The sequence below is a fragment of the Pseudomonas sp. LB3P25 genome (assembly GCF_054897985.1).
Genome location: NZ_CM142711.1, coordinates 5,811,225 through 5,832,689 on the forward strand (window position 1 = coordinate 5,811,225; position 21,465 = coordinate 5,832,689).

At 60.0% G+C, this 21,465-nt stretch carries 20 protein-coding genes; 12 read left to right on the forward strand and 8 right to left on the reverse strand.

Translation table 11 applies throughout. The features are described 5' to 3' along the window. Window positions 1–32: 32 nt before the first annotated feature. The 3 genes from ACYZTW_RS26710 to dinG all read right to left on the reverse strand — a co-directional run bounded on the left by ACYZTW_RS26710 (window position 33) and on the right by dinG (window position 6,155). The gene (locus tag ACYZTW_RS26710; RefSeq protein ID WP_462002476.1) at window positions 33–1,178 is read right to left on the reverse strand and encodes a serine hydrolase domain-containing protein; all 1,146 of its coding nucleotides are present in this window, start codon (window positions 1,176–1,178) and stop codon (window positions 33–35) included. A gap of 226 nt (window positions 1,179–1,404) precedes the next feature. Then, complete coding sequence (locus ACYZTW_RS26715; protein ID WP_462002477.1) at window positions 1,405–3,915, reverse strand: beta-galactosidase; 2,511 nt, start codon at window positions 3,913–3,915, stop codon at window positions 1,405–1,407. Between the two features lie 95 nt (window positions 3,916–4,010). After that, entirely contained in the window at window positions 4,011–6,155 is a 2,145-nt protein-coding gene (gene dinG, locus ACYZTW_RS26720; protein ID WP_154979014.1) for an ATP-dependent DNA helicase DinG, read from the reverse strand. Between the two features lie 99 nt (window positions 6,156–6,254). Here dinG and ACYZTW_RS26725 point away from each other — a divergent pair, with 99 nt between their 5' ends. Continuing rightward, complete coding sequence (locus tag ACYZTW_RS26725) at window positions 6,255–6,719, forward strand: CopD family protein (protein WP_462002478.1); 465 nt, start codon at window positions 6,255–6,257, stop codon at window positions 6,717–6,719. A gap of 175 nt (window positions 6,720–6,894) precedes the next feature. Here ACYZTW_RS26725 and ACYZTW_RS26730 read toward each other — a convergent pair whose 3' ends face one another. From ACYZTW_RS26730 to ACYZTW_RS26745, 4 genes are all read right to left on the reverse strand, one after another. Beyond that, entirely contained in the window at window positions 6,895–7,653 is a 759-nt protein-coding gene (locus tag ACYZTW_RS26730) for a collagen-like triple helix repeat-containing protein (protein ID WP_462002479.1), read from the reverse strand. Then, complete coding sequence (locus ACYZTW_RS26735; RefSeq protein WP_462002480.1) at window positions 7,646–7,924, reverse strand: DUF1145 domain-containing protein; 279 nt, start codon at window positions 7,922–7,924, stop codon at window positions 7,646–7,648. The genes ACYZTW_RS26730 and ACYZTW_RS26735 overlap by 8 nt, the downstream gene beginning before the upstream one ends. Window positions 7,925–8,072: 148 nt before the next feature. Next, entirely contained in the window at window positions 8,073–8,789 is a 717-nt protein-coding gene (locus ACYZTW_RS26740; RefSeq protein WP_462002481.1) for an OmpA family protein, read from the reverse strand. A 90-nt stretch (window positions 8,790–8,879) separates the two neighbouring features. Then, window positions 8,880–9,575: an OmpA family protein gene (locus ACYZTW_RS26745; RefSeq protein ID WP_129441754.1), complete on the reverse strand. Its 696-nt coding sequence runs from the start codon at window positions 9,573–9,575 to the stop codon at window positions 8,880–8,882. Between the two features lie 191 nt (window positions 9,576–9,766). Here ACYZTW_RS26745 and ACYZTW_RS26750 point away from each other — a divergent pair, with 191 nt between their 5' ends. From ACYZTW_RS26750 to ACYZTW_RS26765, 4 genes are all read left to right on the forward strand, one after another. Beyond that, window positions 9,767–10,264, forward strand: a complete 498-nt coding sequence (locus ACYZTW_RS26750) for a DUF6231 family protein (protein ID WP_462002482.1) — start codon at window positions 9,767–9,769, stop codon at window positions 10,262–10,264. Window positions 10,265–10,268: 4 nt separating this feature from the next. Continuing rightward, window positions 10,269–10,745: a YchJ family protein gene (locus ACYZTW_RS26755; RefSeq protein WP_462002483.1), complete on the forward strand. Its 477-nt coding sequence runs from the start codon at window positions 10,269–10,271 to the stop codon at window positions 10,743–10,745. Window positions 10,746–10,904: 159 nt separating this feature from the next. Continuing rightward, entirely contained in the window at window positions 10,905–11,399 is a 495-nt protein-coding gene (locus tag ACYZTW_RS26760) for an LEA/WHy family protein (protein ID WP_462002484.1), read from the forward strand. Continuing rightward, on the forward strand, window positions 11,396–11,605 hold the full coding sequence (locus ACYZTW_RS26765; protein ID WP_007906737.1) for an SEC-C metal-binding domain-containing protein: 210 nt from the start codon (window positions 11,396–11,398) through the stop codon (window positions 11,603–11,605). Before ACYZTW_RS26760 ends, ACYZTW_RS26765 begins: the two co-directional genes overlap by 4 nt. A gap of 122 nt (window positions 11,606–11,727) precedes the next feature. Here the strand turns inward: ACYZTW_RS26765 and ACYZTW_RS26770 are convergent, their stop codons facing one another. Next, entirely contained in the window at window positions 11,728–12,279 is a 552-nt protein-coding gene (locus tag ACYZTW_RS26770; protein ID WP_462002485.1) for a cysteine hydrolase family protein, read from the reverse strand. Between the two features lie 145 nt (window positions 12,280–12,424). On the opposite strand from ACYZTW_RS26770, the gene ACYZTW_RS26775 reads away from it, so the two are divergent. The 7 genes from ACYZTW_RS26775 (at window position 12,425) to ACYZTW_RS26805 (ending at window position 21,461) form a co-directional block, all read left to right on the forward strand. Continuing rightward, a complete protein-coding gene (locus tag ACYZTW_RS26775) occupies window positions 12,425–13,069 on the forward strand; it encodes a glutathione S-transferase N-terminal domain-containing protein (RefSeq protein ID WP_462002486.1) in 645 nt (214 codons plus the stop codon). 210 nt (window positions 13,070–13,279) lie between these two features. After that, on the forward strand, window positions 13,280–15,730 hold the full coding sequence (locus ACYZTW_RS26780) for a penicillin acylase family protein (RefSeq protein ID WP_462002487.1): 2,451 nt from the start codon (window positions 13,280–13,282) through the stop codon (window positions 15,728–15,730). A 350-nt stretch (window positions 15,731–16,080) separates the two neighbouring features. Then, window positions 16,081–17,115: a ligase-associated DNA damage response exonuclease gene (locus ACYZTW_RS26785; RefSeq protein WP_462002488.1), complete on the forward strand. Its 1,035-nt coding sequence runs from the start codon at window positions 16,081–16,083 to the stop codon at window positions 17,113–17,115. Next, on the forward strand, window positions 17,112–18,800 hold the full coding sequence (locus tag ACYZTW_RS26790) for an ATP-dependent DNA ligase (RefSeq protein ID WP_462002489.1): 1,689 nt from the start codon (window positions 17,112–17,114) through the stop codon (window positions 18,798–18,800). The genes ACYZTW_RS26785 and ACYZTW_RS26790 overlap by 4 nt, the downstream gene beginning before the upstream one ends. Window positions 18,801–19,186: 386 nt before the next feature. Further along, window positions 19,187–19,969, forward strand: a complete 783-nt coding sequence (locus ACYZTW_RS26795) for a transporter substrate-binding domain-containing protein (RefSeq protein ID WP_008153925.1) — start codon at window positions 19,187–19,189, stop codon at window positions 19,967–19,969. A 56-nt stretch (window positions 19,970–20,025) separates the two neighbouring features. Continuing rightward, the gene (locus tag ACYZTW_RS26800; RefSeq protein ID WP_008153927.1) at window positions 20,026–20,754 is read left to right on the forward strand and encodes an ABC transporter permease; all 729 of its coding nucleotides are present in this window, start codon (window positions 20,026–20,028) and stop codon (window positions 20,752–20,754) included. Further along, entirely contained in the window at window positions 20,751–21,461 is a 711-nt protein-coding gene (locus ACYZTW_RS26805) for an ABC transporter permease (RefSeq protein WP_462002490.1), read from the forward strand. Before ACYZTW_RS26800 ends, ACYZTW_RS26805 begins: the two co-directional genes overlap by 4 nt. Window positions 21,462–21,465: the final 4 nt, after the last annotated feature.

The window sequence follows — 21,465 nt, forward strand, 5'->3', positions numbered from 1 at the left end:
GGGGTTCCGGCCCTGGAACCCCTGAGCGCGTTTTACAGACAAGTGGCCAGTGCCCGCACAAGCTTTTGCGCGCGCGGATCCATCAAGACGTACGGCCCTAGGGTATTTGTCACAAAGCCGAAGGCCACATCGTGCTCCGGGTCAGCAAAACCGGTGGAACCGCCGGCACCCGGATGGCCGAACGCCCGAGGGCCGAGGCCGTAGGTGGCGTTGGGGACGTCCGGTTGATCGAGCATGCAACCCAGGCCGAAACGGGTCCGGGTCAGTAAAGTCTTGTCCTCGCCGAGGCTGTGCTCGCGCGTCAGTTCCTCGAGCATTTCGCTTTCCAGCAAGCTGCCGTCGAGCAGACCGGCATAGAACCCGGCCAGACTGCGGGCATTGCCGTGGCCATTGGCGGCCGGCTGCTGCATGCGTCGCCACTCGGGTTTGTTGGTGCTGGTCATGATCGACGGCGGATTAGTGAACGCCCTCGTAGTCATGGCATTCGGCTCGCGCATGGTCACCTGCAGCAAGCGCTGGGCGGCGGCATCGCCGACATTGCCCTTGCCACGAGCGATGTGCGCCACGCGATGGAACTCTTGGTCCGCCAGGCCGACGTGGAAATCCAGGCCCAAAGGCTTCGCGACCCGGGCCACGATGGACTCACCCGGCCCACGACCGTCGGCACGACGCAACAACTCACCGACCAGCCAGCCGTAGGTGATAGCCGCATAACCGTGACCAACCCCCGGCGTCCACCACGGTTCTTCGGCGGCCAGGGCGTCAACCATGGTTTGCCAGTCATAAAGGGCTTCAGGTGCCAGCAACTCGCGCAACGCCGGCAGACCGGCCTGATGGCAGAGCAATTGACGCAAGGTCACGGACTCTTTGCCGGCGGCGGCGAACTCGGGCCAGTAGCGGGCAACCGGGGCATCCAGTTGCAGTTTGCCTTCAGACACCAGTTGCAGGGCGGTCACGGCGGTAAAGGTCTTGGTGCAGGAAAACAGGTTGGCGATGGTATCGCTGTGCCAGGCTTCGGTGCCGTCCTTGTCAGCGCTGCCGGCCCAAAGGTCGACCACGGTTTCACCGCCGATCTGGATGCACAACGCTGCGCCACGTTCCTGAGGATCATCGAACAGCGCCGCGAAAGCTTCACGCACCGCTTCGAACTTCAGCTCGTAAAAACCCTGAATCTGCACCCGCAACTCCCTGAATAAACACTCTATAAGTGGCCCGCATTGTTCCAGCCCTAGAGGGTTTTGGGAACTATGGCGGGCTGGGCGGTCGGTTGCCCATGGATTGGATCAGAATTTTATGGTGCCTTGGCGGGCTCCATCGCGAGCAGGCTCACTCCCACAGGGTTCACGCTGGACCATTGTGGGAGCGAGCCTGCTCGCGAAGAACGATAACGCGGTCTAACAGGACTCAGTGGCCATTGCCGGAATGCCCACCCGCATGGCCAGCGCCCTGCCCCGGGCCTTTGCCGGCGTCGCCTTTGCGGCCGCCCTCGGCGGAATGGCTGGCTTTATCCGCCTCTGCCCTGGCCTTCTCGGCTTCTTTACCGAGCTGATCGACGGTCTGCAAATTGCTCTTGCGTACGCTGTCGACGAAACCCTGGAACGGCAGATCGGTAATGCCCACCAGACCAAAGTGACCGTTCTCGCCATCCAGCAGACGACCGGTAACCGGTTGGTCAAGGTATTGGAACCAGTGCACGCCGACGATCGACGGTTCACTCATCGCCTGTTTGAGGAAATTGGCGTAAGCCGGGCCACGGTCTTCTTCCTTGGCCAATTGCGTCACGCCACCCCAGAACGGGCCACGATCGGCCGAGCCGAAGTTGAACTCGGTGATCAGCACCGGTTTGTCCAGGCTGCGCAACTTGGCGAAGTCATATCCGCCCTGCGGTTGCAGGGTGTACATGTTGAAGCTCAGCACGTCGCAATACTGGGCGCAGGACTCAACGGCTTCAGGAGTGCTGATGGCAAACCGGCCGCCCAGCAACAGCTGATTCGGCGCATGCCACTTGAGTGAGTCGGAGAGGGTCTTGAAGTACGTGTCGGCGAAAACCTTCTGGAAGTATTTGAAGTCGGCTTCGATTTCCGGGTGTTCGGCGCTTGGCAGCGGCGGCACGAAGCCTGGGTCTTCCATCAATTCCCAGGCCGGCAAATCAATGCCCCAGGCTTTGGAAAGGCCCGCCTGATTACGGTATTTGTCCCGCAATTGCTTGAGGAATGCGCGCTTGGCCGGCACGTCGGTGGTCATTTTCAAGGTGCCGTAGGCCAAGGCGTAACGGGCTTTCGGGTCGTCGCCAGGGCCGGCCCACGCCAGTTCGTTATCGGCGAAATAACCGATCAGCCATGGATCGTCGCGATGGTCGCGCGCGGCGATAGCCACGGCACGCTCCGTGGCCATGGCGAAACGTGGGTCGAACGGGTCGGGCATGCCGCCCCACCAGTCGGTGCCGGTGCTGATGCTGGCGTAATCGCCGACGATCGACAGCGGCAAGGTATACGGCACGCGGTCAGCGTTGGCCAGCGCCGGGGCGCTCCAGTTGCCGATAGTGTTGAAGCCCCAGGCTTGCAGGCGATCAAGGGTGTGGCTGGCCCAGCGCTGTTCATCAACAACGTTTTTGCAGGGTTCTGCAGGTGTTTGCTCAGCTGCTTTCGCGGCGGTCGCTTCGACTGCGCCGGTCTTGGCGGCTTCGGCGACACCGGCTTCAGCCGTCGTAGGCGCAATAGGTTGCTCAGCGGCCTTCTCGGCCGTTGCCTCAACGGCGTCGGCCTTGGCGGCCTCGGCGACACCCGCCTTGGATTCGCTGCCCAGGACGCAAGGTGCGCCATACAGACGCTGCAAGTTGGCACCATAGAAATCGTACCAGCGACCGGCATTGTAGCCTCGGCCCTGATCTACGCCGTTGCCGCCACGGTTGTCGCCTTCGCCATAATGGCTGGCCAGCGGCTCGTCGGGTTTGGGCAGGGACTCGAACATCCACTCGCGACCGGCGACGTAGGTCTGGTCGACGTCCGGGGTGACGGTGTTGACCCCGAGCGAATAGAACGGATGCCCTTCCGGCGTCACCAGGTACCAGCGACCGTCGCGCTTCTCAGTGCGGAAAAAGCCGCTGGCCTTGAATGCCGGGCCTTTGTTCCAGCCTCCGAACTTGTCCAGGGACGACTTCTCGCGCTCGGCCAGCCAGGTTTTCAGTTGCTGATGTTCCTTGGCGGCGGCGCTTTTCAGTTGCTCGTCGCTGCTGACTTTCTCTGGCCATTTGGCCCGGGTCGACTGGCCGTAAGCGTCTACAAGGCCGCCAAAAGCCGCTTGGCTGAGCGCATCGCCGTCCTGCACGCCAAAGCGTTCCAGCAGGATGCTCTGGGCGACTTTCGGCTGATCCATCGACAAGGTCACCGACACCACCTGGCTACGCTCCAGCTCACCGGCGCTGCTGGCCAGCAATACGCGCTGCCCCTCAAACGTCATCGGCATCGGCGGGCCGGCTTTCAGGCCAAGGCTCAATGGCGTAAATGGCTGCAACGGCACCCATAAAGTTTGCGCAGGGCCGGCCGGCAAGTCGACGCGGCTAACCAGCGTCTTGCCGTCGTTGCTCTGGATTTTCACGTACAGGGTCACAGCCCAGTCCATTGCGCTTTGAATCCGCAAACTCATGAATCCCGACTGCGACCAGTCCCAGGCGCCGGTTTGCGGGGTTAGACGCAAGGTCGGCTGGGCGACCGGGTTGAACGTCACCCGACGCAGTACTTCGCCTTCAGCCGTTTGCTCGGCGTTGGATTGCGGCAGGCTGGCGTCCTGAGTCGCCACCTGGACCACATCGGCGGGGCGCACAAAGTTGAACAGCGTCTGTTGGCCGGCAGGGGCCGCCAGCAAAGGGGCTGCGAACATCAGAGCGAAAACGGCAGGTAACGAACGGCGAATCATGAGAACGAAATTCTCCCTAACGACCCAGATGGGCCAGTGGAAAAGCGATGGTAGAGAGATAGACAACGCAGTGGGCAAAATTGCCCACTGGTGTATCAGGAAATTTCACGACGGAAGGGTGGTAACGCATTGAGGATTGCCTTGCCGTAACGCTGGGTCACAAGACGTCGATCGAGCAAGGTGATGGTGCCGCGGTCTTCTTCGGTGCGCAGCAAGCGACCGCAGGCCTGGACCAGCTTCAGCGAAGCGTCCGGCACCGAGATTTCCATGAACGGATTACCGCCTCGAGCCTCGATCCACTCGGCCAGGGCGGCTTCGACCGGATCATCGGGCACCGAGAATGGAATCTTCGCGATCACCACGTGCTCGCAGTAAGCGCCGGGCAAGTCGACCCCTTCGGCGAAACTTGCCAGGCCGAACAACACGCTGGAATCGCCGCCATCGACCCGCGCCTTGTGCTTGTTCAGGGTTTCCTGTTTCGACAGGTTGCCTTGAATGAACACTTGCTTGCGCCAGTCGCGGTCGAGGCCGTCGAACACGTCCTGCATCTGTTTGCGCGAGGAAAACAGCACCAGCGTGCCGCGCGAACCTTCTACCAAGGCTGGCAAGTCGCGAATGATCGCCGCGGTGTGGGCCGGCGCATCACGCGGATCGGCCTTCAGGTCCGGCACTCGCAGCACGCCAGCGTCGGCATGATGAAACGGGCTCGGGACCACCGCGGTCACGGCTTTTTTCGGCAAACCGGCGCGCATACGGAAGCGGTCGAAGGTGCCGAGCGCGGTCAGGGTCGCGGAGGTCACCAACGCCCCGTAAGCCACGTTCCACAAATTACGACGGAGCATTTCCGCCGCGAGGATCGGGCTGGCGTTGACCTCGATGTCGAACAGCGAACCGCTTTCGGCCAGGGTCAGCCAGCGGGCCATCGGCGGGTTGTCTTCCGGGTCTTCGACGGTGAACGCAGTCCACAACTCCCAGTTGCCCGAAGAGCGGGACAACAGGCTGCCGAACAGCGGATACCACTCTTCGGCCTGGTTACTGGCGATGCCGATGTTGACCTCGCCGTCCATGCCTTCCTTGAGCAGTTCGGTGAGGCGGGTGAACAGGTCGGTGAGACGGGCAAAGCCCTTCTTCAGCTCGATGCCCATTTCGCGCATGTGCTCGGGAATAACCCCGCCGACGAAACGATGACGCGGCCGCTCGCGACCTTCGACGTCTTCGCCGGGTTTGAAATCGGCGACCTGCTCGCAGGCGGTGAACATGAATTGCTGCTGGGTTTTGATCTCCCGTGCCAGTTCCGGCACCTGTTCGATCAACTTGCCCAGATCGCCCGGCAGCGGATGCTGGGCCAGCAATTTGGTGAGGTTCTTGGCGGTGGTTTCCAGCCAGTCGGCGGTGGAACGCAGACGCGTGTAATGGGCAAAATGGCCGATGGCCTTGTCCGGCAGGTGGTGGCCTTCGTCGAACACGTAGATGGTGTCACGCGGGTCCGGCAGCACGGCGCCGCCGCCCAGCGCCAGGTCGGCCAGGACCATGTCGTGGTTGGTGACGATCACGTCGACCTTGCCCATGCCTTCGCGGGCCTTATAAAAGGCGCACTGGCCGAAGTTCGGGCAATGGCGGTTGGTGCATTGGCTGTGATCGGTGGTCAGGCGCGCCCAGTCGGCGTCTTCCAGTGCGGTGGACCAACTGTCGCGGTCGCCGTCCCACTTATTGCCGGCGAGTTTCTCGATCATGCTGGTGAACAGCTTCTGACTGGCCTCGTCGACCTCGATCTTGAAACCCTCCTCTTCAAACAGCTGAGCGGTGGCGGTTTGCGCGTGACCTTCCTGGAGCAACATGTCGAGCTTGGACAGGCACATGTAGCGCCCGCGCCCCTTGGCCAGGGCGAAACTGAAGTTCAGCCCGCTGTTGCGCATCAGGTCGGGCAAATCCTTGTAGACGATCTGCTCTTGCAGGGCCACCGTGGCCGTGGCGATCACCAGGCGTTTGCCGGCGGCCTTGGCCGTGGGGATGGCGGCCAGGCTGTAGGCCACGGTTTTACCGGTACCGGTGCCGGCTTCCACCGCGACAATCGCGGGGTCGCCACTGCGCCGGCCTTCGTCGTCGGTGTCGATGTCACCGAGGACCTTGGCAATTTCGGCGATCATCAGGCGTTGGCCGTAGCGCGGCTTGAGGCTCTTGGCTTCGAGAAAACGCGAGTAGGCGCCCTGGATCGTGGTTTTGAGTTCGGTGCTGATCATGGATTGTCGGGCGCAAAAAACGCTGGATAAATTTTCAGTGGTTCGGATCGGCCGCTATCATACCCCGCTAATTAATCCCGCGCAGAACGGAGTACCCCAATGACACCCTTTAGCCTTGTTTATACCCTGCATGTACTGTCAGCCCTGGTGTGGGTTGGCGGCATGTTTTTCGCGTGGATGGTCTTGCGCCCCGCGGCGATGAAGGCTTTGGAAGGCCCTGCCCGTTTGAAGCTGTGGGTAGAAGTGTTTCAGGGTTTTTTCCGCTGGGTCTGGGTCGCGGTGGTGCTTTTGGCAATCAGCGGTGTGGGCATGATGCATCTGCAGTACAGCGGCTTCGAAACGGCACCGCGGTATGTACAGGTGATGATGGGGTTGTACGTGGTGATGACGGCGCTGTTTATCCGGATTCAGGCGTTGTTGTTGCCAGCGTTGCGCACGGCGGTGGCGGCGCAGGATTGGCCGACCGGGGCTGCAACGCTTGGGAAAATTCGACAGTTGGTGGGGATTAATCTGATGGTCGGGTTGGTGCTGGTGGCGATTGCTGCGGTGAGGCCGATGTTTTAAAGCTTCGCAGACTTTGTGGTGAGGGGAATTTGTGGCGAGGGGATTTATCCCCGTTGGGCTGCGAAGCGGCCCCAATTCAGACTCAGAGTTGCCTGATTTTGCGACTGCTTCGCAGCCGAACGGGGATAAATCCCCTCGCCACAGACCCCTTCACCACAGGGGTTCTCGGTCGGTCCTACAACCGCTGAACAGTCACCGAACCCGCCGCACCCACAGGCCCCGGCTGGCCATCAGCACCTGGACGACCATTCTTGCCGCCATCAGCCTTGTAAACGAAACAGCCCTTGGCCTTGCCGCCCGCGCCCGGTTTACCGCCAGGCCCCGCAACACCGCCGGCACCGCCCGCCACCTGAACCTTGATCTGTTGCGCCGGGTAATCACGCGGCACTTCCAACCGAACCAGCGCCCCCGGCGCGCCCGGCTGACCGTCGCTGCCATCACTGCCATCGGCACCGCGACCGGCCTGGCCCCAGGTACAACCCGGTGCCTGACCGTTGGCCCCATCGAGACCGACGAAACCCGGTGCGCCCGCGCCACCGCGAGCGTCCACCAACAATAGCGGCGCACTCAGTGTCTTGATCTGCACGTTCAGGTTACGCCCGGAGCGGGCGGCCTTGAGGTAAGTCCCCGGCGCGCCGCGAGACGTGATCTGGCTGCCTTCGGACAACTGCGCACGACTGACCTTCAGCTCAAGCGGCTGTTCGCTGGGCACGATGGCGATCCGCGCTTCACGACCCAGATGCAATTCGCCGACGGTGACCTCGGTCACATTCGAGGGAATCAACAACGTGCCGTAGTCGGCCACTTCCAGGCGTTCCAGTTGCAAGGTGCTGGCGGTGTTGGGCAAGCGCATCAAGGAGTTGGTTTCGACGCTCACCACCTGAGCGCAGGCCAATGGGCTGATGAGGGCGGCGAGCAGACAGAGTTTACGCATGGGAAGCCTTCGGTACGGTGGGAGCCGGGATGGTTTGCAGGTGGAAAACGCCGAAAAAGAGGACCTTCAGGCGATCACGCCAAGGGTGAGCGCGACCTCTGAGGCTGCGGTAGCAGAACACCGCCTCCAGAAGATGGATCAGCGCCAACAGGCTTGCGACCAGATCGACCAATAGATGCAGAGGATTGACGAACGGCATGAGCTGGTTGACCAGCACCACCAGCCAGAACAGCAGGGTCAACAACTTCCCCAGCCCCCAAAACACGTTCATACGCTCCCCCGTTTAGAATTATTCTTTGCGCGCACAGTACCGGCTTCCACGCGGGATAAGCCAGAGGGCAACGGAAAATTCTTCGTGAAGGCCGCCGAATGGCCGCCGGACCGATCTCAATTGTCGTCCGACGGCTCTATCACGGGGCTCAGCGATTGATGTACAACTCCACCCGACGGTTTTTCGCCCGTCCTTCTTCCGTTTCGTTATCGGCCACCGGCTGACTTTCGCCCTTGCCCTCGCTGGTGAGCTTGTTCGGCGCCAGACCCTGACTCAACAGGTAGGCCGCCACGCTACTGGCGCGACGTTCCGAGAGTGCCTGGTTATAGGCGTCCGTGCCTTCGCTGTCGGTATGACCGATCACCTTGATGCTCACCACATCGGCGCTTTGCAGTTTGGGCATCAACGAATCCAGCTGACTCTTCGCGGCAGGGGTCAGGTCGGCTTGATTGTAGGCAAACAGTACGTCGCCAGCGTCGTTCAGGGTGATGACCTCCGATTGCGCAGGTTCAGGATTCACGCTGGCCGGGTACTGCGGCAATGGGCAACCATGATGTTCGACGGGGGTATTGGCCGGGGTATCAGGGCAGCGATCACGTCGATCGAAGACACCATCGTCGTCTTCGTCGCCATCCTGGGCGTAACAGATCAAGCCACCGGTCAATATACCAAGCGCCGCTCCACCGGCCGCCCAACCGCTACTTTGGAGAGCGCCCAGACCGCCTCCGACCAGGCCGCCGATAACGCTGCAGATTGGCCAGGTTCGTTGATTGAGGGGGGCGGTGCCATCGCTGTGAGTAGCGCAACCGGTCAACAGGCTGCCAAGCAGCACAACCGGCAAGACGGTCCGTGTGAGAACGCTCATGGTGAAAGCTCCTGTGTTACCGGCCAATGCCGGTTACACAGGAGTAAAGACCCGCATCCGCGACTGCACAAGCCGCGGAGTACGAGGGGTTTAGCGGTTGATTTTGATTTCCGTGCGACGGTTCATCGAGCGGCCGTCAGCGGTTTTGTTATCGGCAACCGGCTGGCTTTCACCGGCACCGGTAACAGACACGAATTCGCTGCGGGGCACACCTTGGGAAATCAGGTATTCAACCACCGAGTGCGCACGACGATCCGACAGTTTCTGGTTATAGGTATCGCTGCCAACACTGTCGGTGTGACCGGTTACAGTCAGTTGGGCATTAGGCGCTTCCCCTTTCAAGCGAGTGGCGATTTTATCGAGTACCAATTTGTCGGCCGGGGTCAGTGTGGCCTTGTCAAACTGGAAGTGAACATCGCGAATGACGATGACTTCTTCTTTAACCACGGCCGCTTCTTCGACCACTGGCGCAGGCACCGGTGGAGGGCAACCGTCGGCATCGACCCGCACGCCTCTAGGTGTTCCCGGGCACTTGTCGCGGCTATCCGGCACGCCATCGCCGTCTTCGTCGCCATCACCGTGAACCCAGCAATAGGCCGCAGCCGTGCCGCCGACGAGCAGCGCGCCATACCCCGCCCATGCCGAGCTCTCGGTCGCGCCGAGACCTGCACCCACGACACCACCGACCGCCGCACAGGTCGGCCAGTCGGTTTTCTGCAAACCTGCGCAACCAGTCAACACACTGGTTAGCAGAACCAAGGGTAATGCTGTGCGAACTATGCTCATCTAGTTTTCTCCTGAGGGGATCGGCTTAGAACCGATTCAGGTAGTAAAGACCCGAGTTTTAATCTCCGCCAGCAATAGGCCATTGCTGTTTTCTTCCGTGTTCACGGTAGATCGGCGCTTTTGCGACAAACCACCTCTAGGCCCGGCCCTTTGAGCAGGCTAGTCTTGGCAGCTCTGATTGAGGATCTTCGATGATTGCAGGTATTTCTTCGCGCACGCCCCAGCAGGCGTTGGCCGCTTTGCTTGATCGTTATGCCCCCGCGCGCCTGTTGCTGATTGGCGCCAGCGAGTTTCCCGCGCTTGAGGCCTTCAAGCTCGCCCACCCGGATACTTTTGTGGCCCATGCGGCACCTGGACCGTTGCCTGCCGAACTGGCGGCGCGCCGGTTTGACCTGGCGCTGGTGGTCGATTGCCTCGAACATTTGCCCAAACGCGATGGCCTGAACCTGCTGGGCGGGATCCGTAACCTCAACGCCAGTCGCATCGCGGTACTGGCGGACTTGTCGGCCAGCGGCTGGCAGGAGACCGACTTTTTCTCCCTGGCCCTGCAAGCCAGCGAACGCTTCCAGCGCGACGACCAAGTGCTGACGCTGTTCACCTATGATCTGCTTGACTACAAACAAGTACCCGACTGGCTCAACTCACGGTTCTGGGCCAATCCGGAAAACTTCGGGAAATATTGGTGGTAACGAAATGAGTACATCCATTTGCCCCTGCGGCAGCGGCACCCTGCTGGATGCCTGCTGCGGTCATTACCATGCCGGCCATCCGGCGCCGTGTGCCGAAGCCTTGATGCGTTCGCGCTACAGCGCGTACGTACTGGGGCTGATCGATTATCTGGTGGCGACCACTCTGCCCGCACAACAGGCAGGCCTGGATCGACAGTCCATCAGCGACTGGAGCGCCCAAAGCACCTGGCTGGGCCTTGAAGTGGAAAGCTCCGAGGTCTTCGGCGGTCAGCCGGAACATGCCTTCGTGACCTTCACCGCGCGCTGGCACGACGGCAGCGGCGAACACAGCCACCGCGAGCGCTCGTCGTTCGTGCAGAACGCCGGCCACTGGTACTTCATCGACCCCACCGTACAACTCAAGGCCGGGCGCAATGATGCGTGCCCTTGCGCGAGCGGGCAGAAATTCAAGAAGTGTTGTGCGGGGTATTTCAGCGGTTGAAGTGAGTGACCTGTAGCAGCTGGCGAAGCCTGCGTTCGGCTGCGAAGCTGTCGTGAAGTCAGGCAGCGCGGTGTTTCAGGTAGACCGAGTCGGCAGGTTTACGACTGCTTCGCAGCCGAACGCAGCCTTCGGCAGCTGCTACAAGGGAAGGATCACTCCATGCTCAGTCAGCGGCGCGTTTTTCAAACCCTCACCCTGCTCCTGTTTCTGGGGCTCGGCGGCTGTGTGTCCTGGTTCGGCGACGATGAACCGGAACCTCAAGTGCATCTGGTCAAGGTCGAAGTCGTCCAGGCCAAACTGATGCAGCAAAAATTCCTGCTGCACTTTCGCGTCGACAACCCCAACGACAGCGATCTGACGGTGCGAGGCATCGAGTACCGCATTCACTTGGGCGACATGCTGCTGACCGAAGGTGAGCACGAACACTGGTTCACGGTCGGTCCCAAGCGCAGTGCCTACTTTAAAGTGCCGATCCGCACCAACCTGTGGCCCAAGGTGCGGGATCTGGTGAAACTGCTGAAAAAACCCGAGCAGCCCATTCCCTATCGTCTGGAAGGTGAACTGGAAACCGGTTTATTCATCGCGCACTACGTGCACCTGGCGCGCAATGGCGTGATAATCCCCGCCGATTTAATTCCGGAGCAAAACCGATGACCCAGCAACCCCATGTCCATGGCCCTGACTGCAACCACGATCATGACCATCACGACCACCATGATCACGACCATGGCCATGTCCACGGCCCGAACTGCGGCCACGCCCACCAGGAACCGGTGCGCAACGCCCTGAAAGACGTCGGCCGCAACGACCCTTGCCCTTGCGGCAACGGCAAAAAATTCAAGAAGTGCCACGGCGCTTGATGCTTCGGGCGAAGAACTTCTTCGCCTGTTGAATCGCCTTCGCGAGCAGGCTCGCTCCCACATTGGACCGGTGAGGCCCTGTGGGAGCGAGCCTGCTCGCGAAGACGGACGGTTAGTCACCATCAATTCAGGATCTGCACGGTGCTGACGACCGTCGCATACTCGCCCTGCAAATTCCCCAACGACATCGCATGCACTTCTTCGGCTGAATGGGCGTTGCCAAAATAATCAGCCTTGTCGAAGGTAAAACACGCATCCTCCACGACCCACGCATCAAACCCTAGATTCCCGGCCGTTCGCGCCGTGGATTCCACCGAGTTGTTGGTCGCTACGCCAACGATGACCAACTGATCGATCCCCGCCTCTCGCAAACTTTTCTCAAGCCCCGTCGCACAAAACGCATCCGGCACCTGCTTTTTTACAAGCTGTTCACCGGTCTGTGGCTGAAACCGCTCCTGAAATTCCACCCCCGATTGCTCCGGCCAGAACACCGATTCCGGCGACCGGGACAAGTGCTGCACATGAATGATCGGTCGCCCGGTTCGGCGCCAATGCCCTAGCAAATCGAGCATTCGCTGCTCGGCCTGAGAATTATTTCGGCGACCGAGTTTGGGATGCAGGATGCCTTTTTGTTGATCGATGATGATCAGTACCGCGTTTGTTTTGAGCTCCATGCCGGTTTTTCTCATGCGGGGTCATTGAATTTCACGCACTTCAGCATCACCTCTTCCTACAGGCAAGCTATCGAACGCAAACAGGACGACTGATGCCGGCGTTTGCTGTCCCCAAGTAACGACGTCTCTTGATTTGGAGTACTCCATGATTGACCTGTATTACTGGACCACCCCCAACGGCCACAAAATCTCGATTTTCCTGGAAGAAGCCGGCCTGCCCTACAACGTGCACCCGATCAACATCAGCCAGAACGACCAGTTCAAACCCGAATTTCTGAAAATTTCCCCGAACAACAAAATTCCGGCCATCGTCGATCCCGAACCGGCCGATGGCGGTGAGCCGATGGCACTGTTCGAGTCCGGGGCGATTCTGTTGTACCTGGCAGAGAAAACCGGCAAGTTCCTGCCCAAAGACCTGCGCGGCCGCCAACAAGCGCTGCAATGGTTGTTCTGGCAAATGGGCGGCTTGGGGCCAATGGCGGGGCAGAATCATCACTTCAGCCAGTTCGCGCCGGAGAAAATCCCCTACGCGATCAAGCGCTACATCGACGAGACCGCCCGCCTCTATGGCGTGCTCGACAAGCAGCTGGCCGATAAAGACTTCGTCGCTGGCAGCGAATACAGCATTGCCGACATGGCGATCTACCCGTGGATCGTTTCCCACAAGTGGCAGAGCCAGAATCTGGAAGACTTCCCCAACGTGCTGCGCTGGTTCAACCACATCCAGAGTCGTCCGGCGACGGTGAAGGCATATGCCCTCGCGGCCAAGGTCAATCCGCCTAAATCCTGATAGAAGATCAAAAGATCGCAGCCTCGTTTCACTCGACAGCGCCTACAGGGAATGCAAAACCGTGTAGGAGCTGTCGAGTGAAACGAGGCTGCGATCTTTTTGTGTTCCACAGACAAATCCTGAAATAACCTGATACCCCGCTTGCGCGGCCACCTCCTGCTCACTAACGTAGCGCCTTTATTGCGCCTCTACCCCCGCAGGAGCTTTGCCATGGCCTCGCCAGCCCTTACACATTTTCTTCCCCGGTTCGGCGTTGCCGCTGCAGTGGCCGGTGTTTTGAGCCTGACCGGTTGTCAGACCTGGAACACCCAGGACACCCTCCCGCCGACCACCGGTGTGCAGCCGCTCAAGGGCCTGGCGCAGAACGTTTCGGTACGCCGCAATGCCATGGGCATGCCGTTGATCGAAAGCAACACCTTCCACGACGCGCTGTTCACCCTCGGTTACGTGCACGCCAGCGACCGCATCACGCAGATGGTCACCCTGCGCCTGTTGGCTCAGGGCCGTTTGTCGGAGATGTCCGGTTCGGACCTGCTGGACGCTGACCGCTACATGCGGGCCGTCAATCTGAAGAAAAGCGCCGGCGAGCTATACAAAGCGTCTTCTCCGCGCCTCAAACGCTTCTTCGAAGTCTATGCCCGTGGTGTCAACGCCTACCTGTTCCGCTACCGCGACAAGTTGCCGGCGGACCTCGCGGCCACCGGCTACAAGCCTGAATACTGGAAGCCGGAAGACTCGGCGCTGATTTTCTGCCTGCTGAACTTCAGCCAATCGGCGAACCTGCCGGAAGAAATTGCCTCGTTGATGCTGGCCCAAACCGTCAGCACCGACAAACTCCCGTGGCTGACACCGTCCGCTCCCGATGAAAAGCTGCCGCTGGCCGAAGCTGAAAAACTTCAGGGCATCAAGCTCAACGGGCAAATCCCGGGCCTGGCCGAGATCAGCAAAGCCACGAGCCAACTGTCCGATCTGAATTTGCTGGGCGCCACCTCGTCGAACAACTGGGCGATCGGCCCGCAACGCAGCCGCAGCGGCAAAAGCCTGCTGGCCAGCGACAACCATGGACCACTGGGCGTGCCGTCGTTGTTCAGTTACGTGCAGATTCGCGCGCCGAAGTACCAGGCCTCTGGTGTGACGATTGCCGGATTGCCCATGGTGCTCGGCGGTTTCAACGGCAAAGTGGCGTGGAGCATGACCACCGTCATGGGCGACAACCAAGACCTGTTCCTGGAAAAAATCAAACGTCAGGGCAATGGTCTTTCCTACGAGGTGAGCGGCAAATGGCAGCCGGCAATCGTGCGTAACGAAACCTACTTCGTCAAAGGCCAGCGGCCGATTCGCGAGGTGGTGTACGAAACCCGCCATGGCCCGCTGCTCAACAGTGCCCAAGGCACGACGCTGGCTAACGGTTTTGGCCTGGCCTTGCAGACGCCGAACTTCACCGATGACAAAACTCTGGATGCGTTTTTCGACCTGTCCCGCGCCCAGACCGTCGAGAAAGCCTCGGACGCCAGCCGTGAAATCCGCGCCATCGCGCTGAACCTGGTATTTGCCGACGCCAGCAACATCGGCTGGCAAGTCACCGGTCGCTTCCCGAACCGTCGCGAAGGCGAAGGCCTGCTGCCGTCGCCGGGCTGGGAAGGTCGTTATGACTGGGATGGTTACGCCGACCCGATGCTCCATCCCTATGACCAGGATCCGGCCCAAGGCTGGCTCGGCACCGCCAACCAGCGCGTCATTCCCCATGGCTACGGCATGCAGTTGTCCAACTCATGGTCGGCGCCGGAGCGTGGCGAACGCCTGGCCGAACTGGCAGGCGTGGGCAAACACGACACGCGCAGCCTGATCACCATGCAATACGACCAGACCACCACTTTCGCTGCCAAGCTGAAGAAAATGTTCGAAGCACCGGGCATGTCCCAGCCGCTCAAGCAGGCCATCGAAGCGTTGCCTGAGGCGGATCGCAGCAAGGCTCGCGAGGCGTATACCCGCCTGATGGCCTTCGACGGCAAACTCAGCCCGACGTCCGCTGATGCGGCGATATATGAGCTGTTCCTGCAGCAAAGTACCCAACACATCTTCCTCGACGAACTGGGCCCGGAAAGCAGCCCGGCGTGGAAAGCCTTTATCGCCAACGGCAAGTTGTCCTACGCGGCCCAGGCTGATCACCTGCTGGGGCGTGAGGACAGTCCGTTCTGGGATGACGCTCGCACACCGCAGAAAGAAGATAAACCGGCGATCCTCGCTCGCAGCCTGGCAGCGGCGATCAGCGCGGGCGACAGTCAATTGGGCGGCGATCACAAAGCCTGGCAGTGGGGCAAACTGCACCGCTACGAATGGAAAAACGCCAGCGGCCAAACTGTGCGCGGTCCGCTTGCGGCCGGTGGCGACCACACCACGCTGAATACCGCAGCGTTCGCTTGGGGGCAGGATTTCAACACTACGCTGGCACCGGCCATGCGCTTTATCGTCGACTTCGGCCAGGCCGAACCGCTGATGGGGCAGAACGGTACGGGGCAATCCGGTAATCCGGCGAGTCCGAACTACCTCGACAGCATTGATCCTTGGCTGAAGGGGCAATACATGAGTCTGCCGATGCAGCCGCAGAACTTTGACAAGGTGTATGGGAAGACGCGGTTGACGCTGACGCCTGGCAAATAATTTAGTGTCATTTAGATCCACCCCTCACCCTAACCCTCTCCCCAGGGGGTAGAGGGGACTGACCGAGTAGTTTTTTAGAGCTACATCGACCTGAAAAATCGAGTCGAACTCAGGTTCTGGAAACGATACAAATCGGCCCCCTTTCCCCTTTCCCCTTTCCCCTTTCCCCTTTCCCCTTTCCCCTTTCCCCTCTCCCCTCTCCCCTCTGGGGCGGTCCGACGTTTCGGGAGGGCTGGGGTGAGGGGTGGATTTTCAACTCGCCGCAAATATTCCCCCCTGCGAAAAAACAATAGAACTTCCAGCCCCACTCAAACCTCATAGCTAACAAGTCCCTCCATGTTGGTAACAATATGGATCTTGTTATCGCTCGTCCTGAAGGTTTGTACTGCCCGGCCGGGGATTTCTACATCGACCCGTGGCGGCCGGTTGAGCGCTCAGTCATCACCCACGCTCATGGCGACCATGCCCGCACCGGCAATCAGCATTACCTGGCCGCCGCTCCCGGCGAAGGGATTTTGCGTGCTCGATTGGGCCAGGACATCAACCTGCAAACCCTGCCCTACGGTCAACCCCTGCCCCATCATGGCGTCACCTTGAGTTTTCACCCCGCCGGGCATGTCCTCGGCTCGGCTCAGGTGCGTCTGGAATACGGCGGCGAAGTCTGGGTCGCCTCGGGCGACTACAAGATCGAGCCCGACGGCACCTGCGCGCCGTTCGAACCCGTGCGCTGCGATACCTTCATCACTGAATCGACCTTCGGTCTGCCGATTTATCGCTGGCCACCCCAGGCGCACGTCTTTGCCGAGATCAATCAGTGGTGGCAAACCAACGCCGCCGCCGACAAAACCAGCGTGTTGTTCTGCTATGCCTTCGGCAAGGCGCAGCGAATTCTTCACGGCATCGATGCCAGCCTCGGCCCCATTTTGGTGCATGGCGCCGTGGAACCGCTCAATCAGGTTTATCGCGAAGGTGGTGTTTATTTACCGCCCACGATCTATGCCGGCGAGGTAAAAAAGAGCGACCCCATGATGCGCAAGGCGTTGGTCCTGGCCCCGCCTTCGGCTGGCGGCAGCACCTGGATGCGTCGCTTCGGTGAGTACAGCGATGGTTTCGCCAGCGGCTGGATGCGTTTGCGTGGCACACGGCGGCGACGTGGCGTGGACCGTGGCTTCGTACTGTCTGACCACGCCGATTGGCCCGGCCTGCTCTGGGCCATCGAACAGACCGGTGCTGAGCGGGTGATGGTTACCCACGGTTCGGTCGGGGTACTGGTGCGCCATCTGCGCGAACAGGGTCTCGATGCCATGAGTTTCAGCACCGAGTACGGCGACGATGAGGAAGAAAACGCAGCCGTCGAACCCGAGAGCGCCGAGGTGCTGCCATGAAGGCGTTCGCCGAGCTGTATGCCGAACTCGATGCCACGACGTCGAGCAACGCCAAACTGGCGGCGATGCAACACTACTTCGCCGAGGCCGCGCCGGAAGATGCCGCATGGGCTGTTTACTTTTTGTCCGGCGGGCGGCCTCGGCAACTGGTGCCGGTGCGCATCCTGCGAGAGCTGGCGGTGGAGATCTCCGGCCTCTCGCCGTGGCTGTTCGAAGAGAGTTATCAGGCGGTTGGTGATCTGGCGGAAACCATTTCGCTGGTGCTGCCCGAAGCGCTTCACAGCTCTACCGATGGGCTGGCAGTGTGTATTGAAGACAAACTGCTGCCGCTGCGCGGTGAAACCCCGCAAGTCCTCGCCGAGCGACTGCCTGCCCTGTGGTCGCAACTGGACCGCCAGAGTCTGATGCTCTGCATCAAACTGATCACCGGCAGTTTTCGTGTTGGCGTCTCCAAGTTGCTGGTCACCCGCGCCTTGGCGGCCATGGCCGGGCTCGACAGCAAACGCGTCGCCCAGCGACTGGTGGGTTACACCGACCTGTCCAACCGCCCGAGCGCGTCCAGTTACTTGAAGCTGATTGCCACTGAATCGTCTGACGAACATGCCCAACGGGGCGGTCAGCCCTACCCGTTTTTCCTGGCCCACGCGCTATCACAACCCGTTGAACAATTCGAAGCCCTGCTCGGCCCGGCCAGCGATTGGCAAGTGGAATGGAAGTGGGACGGCATCCGCGCGCAGGTGGTCAAACGCGACGGGCGACTTTGGATCTGGTCGCGAGGTGAAGAGCTGGTCACCGAGCGCTTCCCCGAACTCGATAGCCTGGTTCACTGCTTGCCCGAGGGTACGGTGATCGACGGTGAAATCGTCGCCTGGAAAACCGAACAACCCACTACCGAGGACGCCTTCAACCCTCATTCCCCGGCTTCACCCGCCGTAAAGCCTTTCTCGCTGCTGCAACAACGGATCGGCCGTAAAACCCTGGACAAAAAAATCCTCGAAGAAGTGCCGGTGGTGGTCCTCGCCTACGACCTGCTGGAATGGCAGGGCGAAGACTGGCGCAACCAGCCTCAGGCCAAGCGTCGCACTCAACTGGAGCACGTCGTCGCCCGCGGCAACAACCCGGTGTTACTTCTCTCACCCATGCTCACCGGCGAAGACTGGTTCGACCTCGCCCGACAACGGCAAGCCTCCCGCAGGCTCGGTGTCGAAGGCATGATGCTCAAGGCCCGGGATGCGCTGTATGGCGTCGGGCGGACCAAGGACATGGGCGTCTGGTGGAAATGGAAAGTTGACCCGTTCAGCGTCGACGCGGTGCTGATTTATGCGCAACGCGGCCATGGTCGCCGCGCCAGCCTCTACAGCGATTACACCTTCGCCGTGTGGGACGGGCCGCCTGACGCGAGCGAACGCGCACTGGTGCCGTTCGCCAAGGCCTATTCAGGGCTGACCGATGAAGAAATGCGCCAGGTCGACAGCATCGTGCGCAAGACCACCGTAGAGAAATTCGGACCGGTGAGCAGTGTGACGCCCAGCCTGGTGTTTGAACTGGGATTTGAGGGCATCGCCCTGTCCAAGCGACACAAGAGCGGGATTGCGGTGCGGTTTCCGAGGATGCTGCGCTGGCGGCAGGATAAAACCGTCGAAGAAGCGGACAACCTGGGATCGCTGCAGGATTTGTTGGGTTGATCCAATTCCCTTGTGGGAGCGAGCTGTGTGGCGAGGGGATTTATCCCCGTTGGGCTGCGAAGCGGCCCCGAAATCGAAAACCGCAGTATGTCAGGTACACCATACATGATGGTTTTACGACTGCTTCGCAGCCGGACGGGGATAAATCCCCTCGCCACACAGGCTCGCTCCCACAGTGATTTGTGCGATTGCGAACCAAGTTGGTGCAGCTATTTTCCGACGCCCGTTTTCGTGCACAAATCCCTCCTTGCCATTTCTTGAATCACCTTTTAAAACACTTGTTCGGGACTCTGGTTCGGAAATTGCTACTTTCATAGGGTCTTACGCTTTCCAGTAACAATAATTCTGCGCCATAAGCGCTCATATTGGTTTTTAGGGATTGAATAATGAAAAAAGCATTGCTGACCCTTTCTGCACTGGCGTTGTGCATGGCTGCAGGCTCCGCGCTGGCCAAGGAATACAAGGAATTGCGTTTTGGCGTTGACCCTTCGTACGCCCCGTTTGAGTCGAAAGCGGCTGACGGTAGCCTGGTAGGCTTCGACATCGATCTGGGTAACGCGATCTGCGCCGAGTTGAAGGTCAAGTGCAAATGGGTCGAAAGCGATTTCGACGGCATGATTCCGGGCCTCAAGGCCAATAAATTCGACGGTGTAATCTCTTCGATGACCGTCACCCCGGCCCGCGAAAAAGTCATCGACTTCTCCAGCGAGCTGTTCTCCGGTCCAACCGCTTACGTATTCAAGAAAGGTTCTGGCCTGACCGAAGACGTCGCTTCGCTGAAGGGCAAAACCGTCGGCTACGAGCAAGGCACCATCCAGGAAGCCTATGCCAAAGCCGTTCTGGACAAGGCTGGTGTGAAGACCCAGGCCTATCAGAACCAGGATCAGGTGTATTCCGACCTGACTTCCGGTCGCCTCGACGCAGCGATCCAGGACATGCTGCAAGCCGAACTGGGCTTTTTGAAATCGCCAAATGGCGCCGGTTACGAAATCAGCAAGCCAGTGGACAGCGAATTGCTGCCAGCCAAAACGGCTGTCGGTATCTCGAAAGGTAACAAAGACCTCAAGGCACTTTTGGATAAAGGTATCAAAGCGTTACACGACGATGGCACCTACGCCACCATTCAGAAGAAACACTTTGGCGATCTGAATCTGTACAGCGGCAAATAATGCCCGGCGCCCATCTCGCGATGGGCGCTTTTTTTATCCGATCAGGTTGCTGATTTATGTTCGAAAACCTACTACAAAACCTGGGGCTCTCAGCCTTCAGCCTCCAGGGCTTCGGTCCGTTGCTGATGGAAGGCACCTGGATGACCATCAAATTATCGGTGCTGTCGCTGTTGGTGGCCGTTTTGCTCGGCTTGCTCGGCGCCAGTGCCAAACTGTCAAAAGTCAAACTGGTGCGGGTTCCGGCCCAGCTCTACACCACGCTGATTCGCGGCGTGCCGGACCTGGTGCTGATGCTGTTGATCTTCTACAGCCTGCAAACCTGGTTGACGTCGTTTACCGACTTCATGGAATGGGAATACATCGAGATCAACCCATTCAGTGCCGGGGTCATCACCCTGGGTTTTATTTATGGCGCGTATTTCACCGAAACCTTCCGTGGCGCGATTCTCGCGGTCCCACGGGGCCAGGTCGAAGCGGCTACCGCGTATGGCCTCAAGCGCGGCCAGCGTTTCTGGATCGTGGTGTTCCCACAGATGATGCGTTTTGCCCTGCCGGGTATCGGTAACAACTGGATGGTGATGCTCAAAGCCACCGCACTGGTCTCGATCATCGGCTTGGCCGACCTGGTCAAGGCTGCGCAGGATGCCGGCAAAAGCACCTATCAGCTGTTCTACTTCCTGGTGCTTGCAGCGCTGATTTACCTGCTGATCACCAGCGCCTCCAACTTCGTCCTGCGCTGGCTCGAACGCCGCTACGCTGCCGGTTCCCGGGAGGCCGTACGATGATCGAACTCTTGCAGGAATACTGGAAAGCTTTCCTTTATACCGACGGCTACAACATCACCGGCCTGGCCATGACCATGTGGCTGCTCAGTGCGTCGATCTTCATTGGGTTTCTGGTGTCGATTCCGCTGTCTATCGCCCGGGTCTCGCCGCACTTCTACATCCGCTGGCCAGTGCAGTTCTACACCTACCTGTTCCGCGGTACGCCCCTCTATATTCAGCTGCTGATCTGCTACACCGGGATTTACAGTCTGGCCGCCGTGCGCGCCCAACCGGTGCTCGACAGCTTCTTTCGCGATGCGATGAACTGCACGATCCTGGCCTTCGCCCTGAACACCTGCGCCTACACCACGGAGATTTTCGCCGGGGCGATTCGCAGCATGGCTCATGGTGAAGTCGAAGCAGCCAAGGCTTACGGTCTGACAGGCTGGAAGCTCTATGCCTACGTGATCATGCCTTCGGCCCTGCGTCGTTCGTTGCCTTATTACAGCAACGAAGTGATTTTGATGCTGCACTCAACCACCGTGGCATTCACCGCAACCATCCCGGACATCTTGAAAGTCGCGCGGGACGCCAACTCGGCGACCTTCCTGACGTTCCAGTCGTTCGGCATCGCTGCGCTGATCTACCTGACCGTTACCTTTGCGCTGGTCGGCCTGTTCCGCCTCGCCGAACGCCGATGGCTGGCCTTCCTCGGGCCGACCCACTAGGACC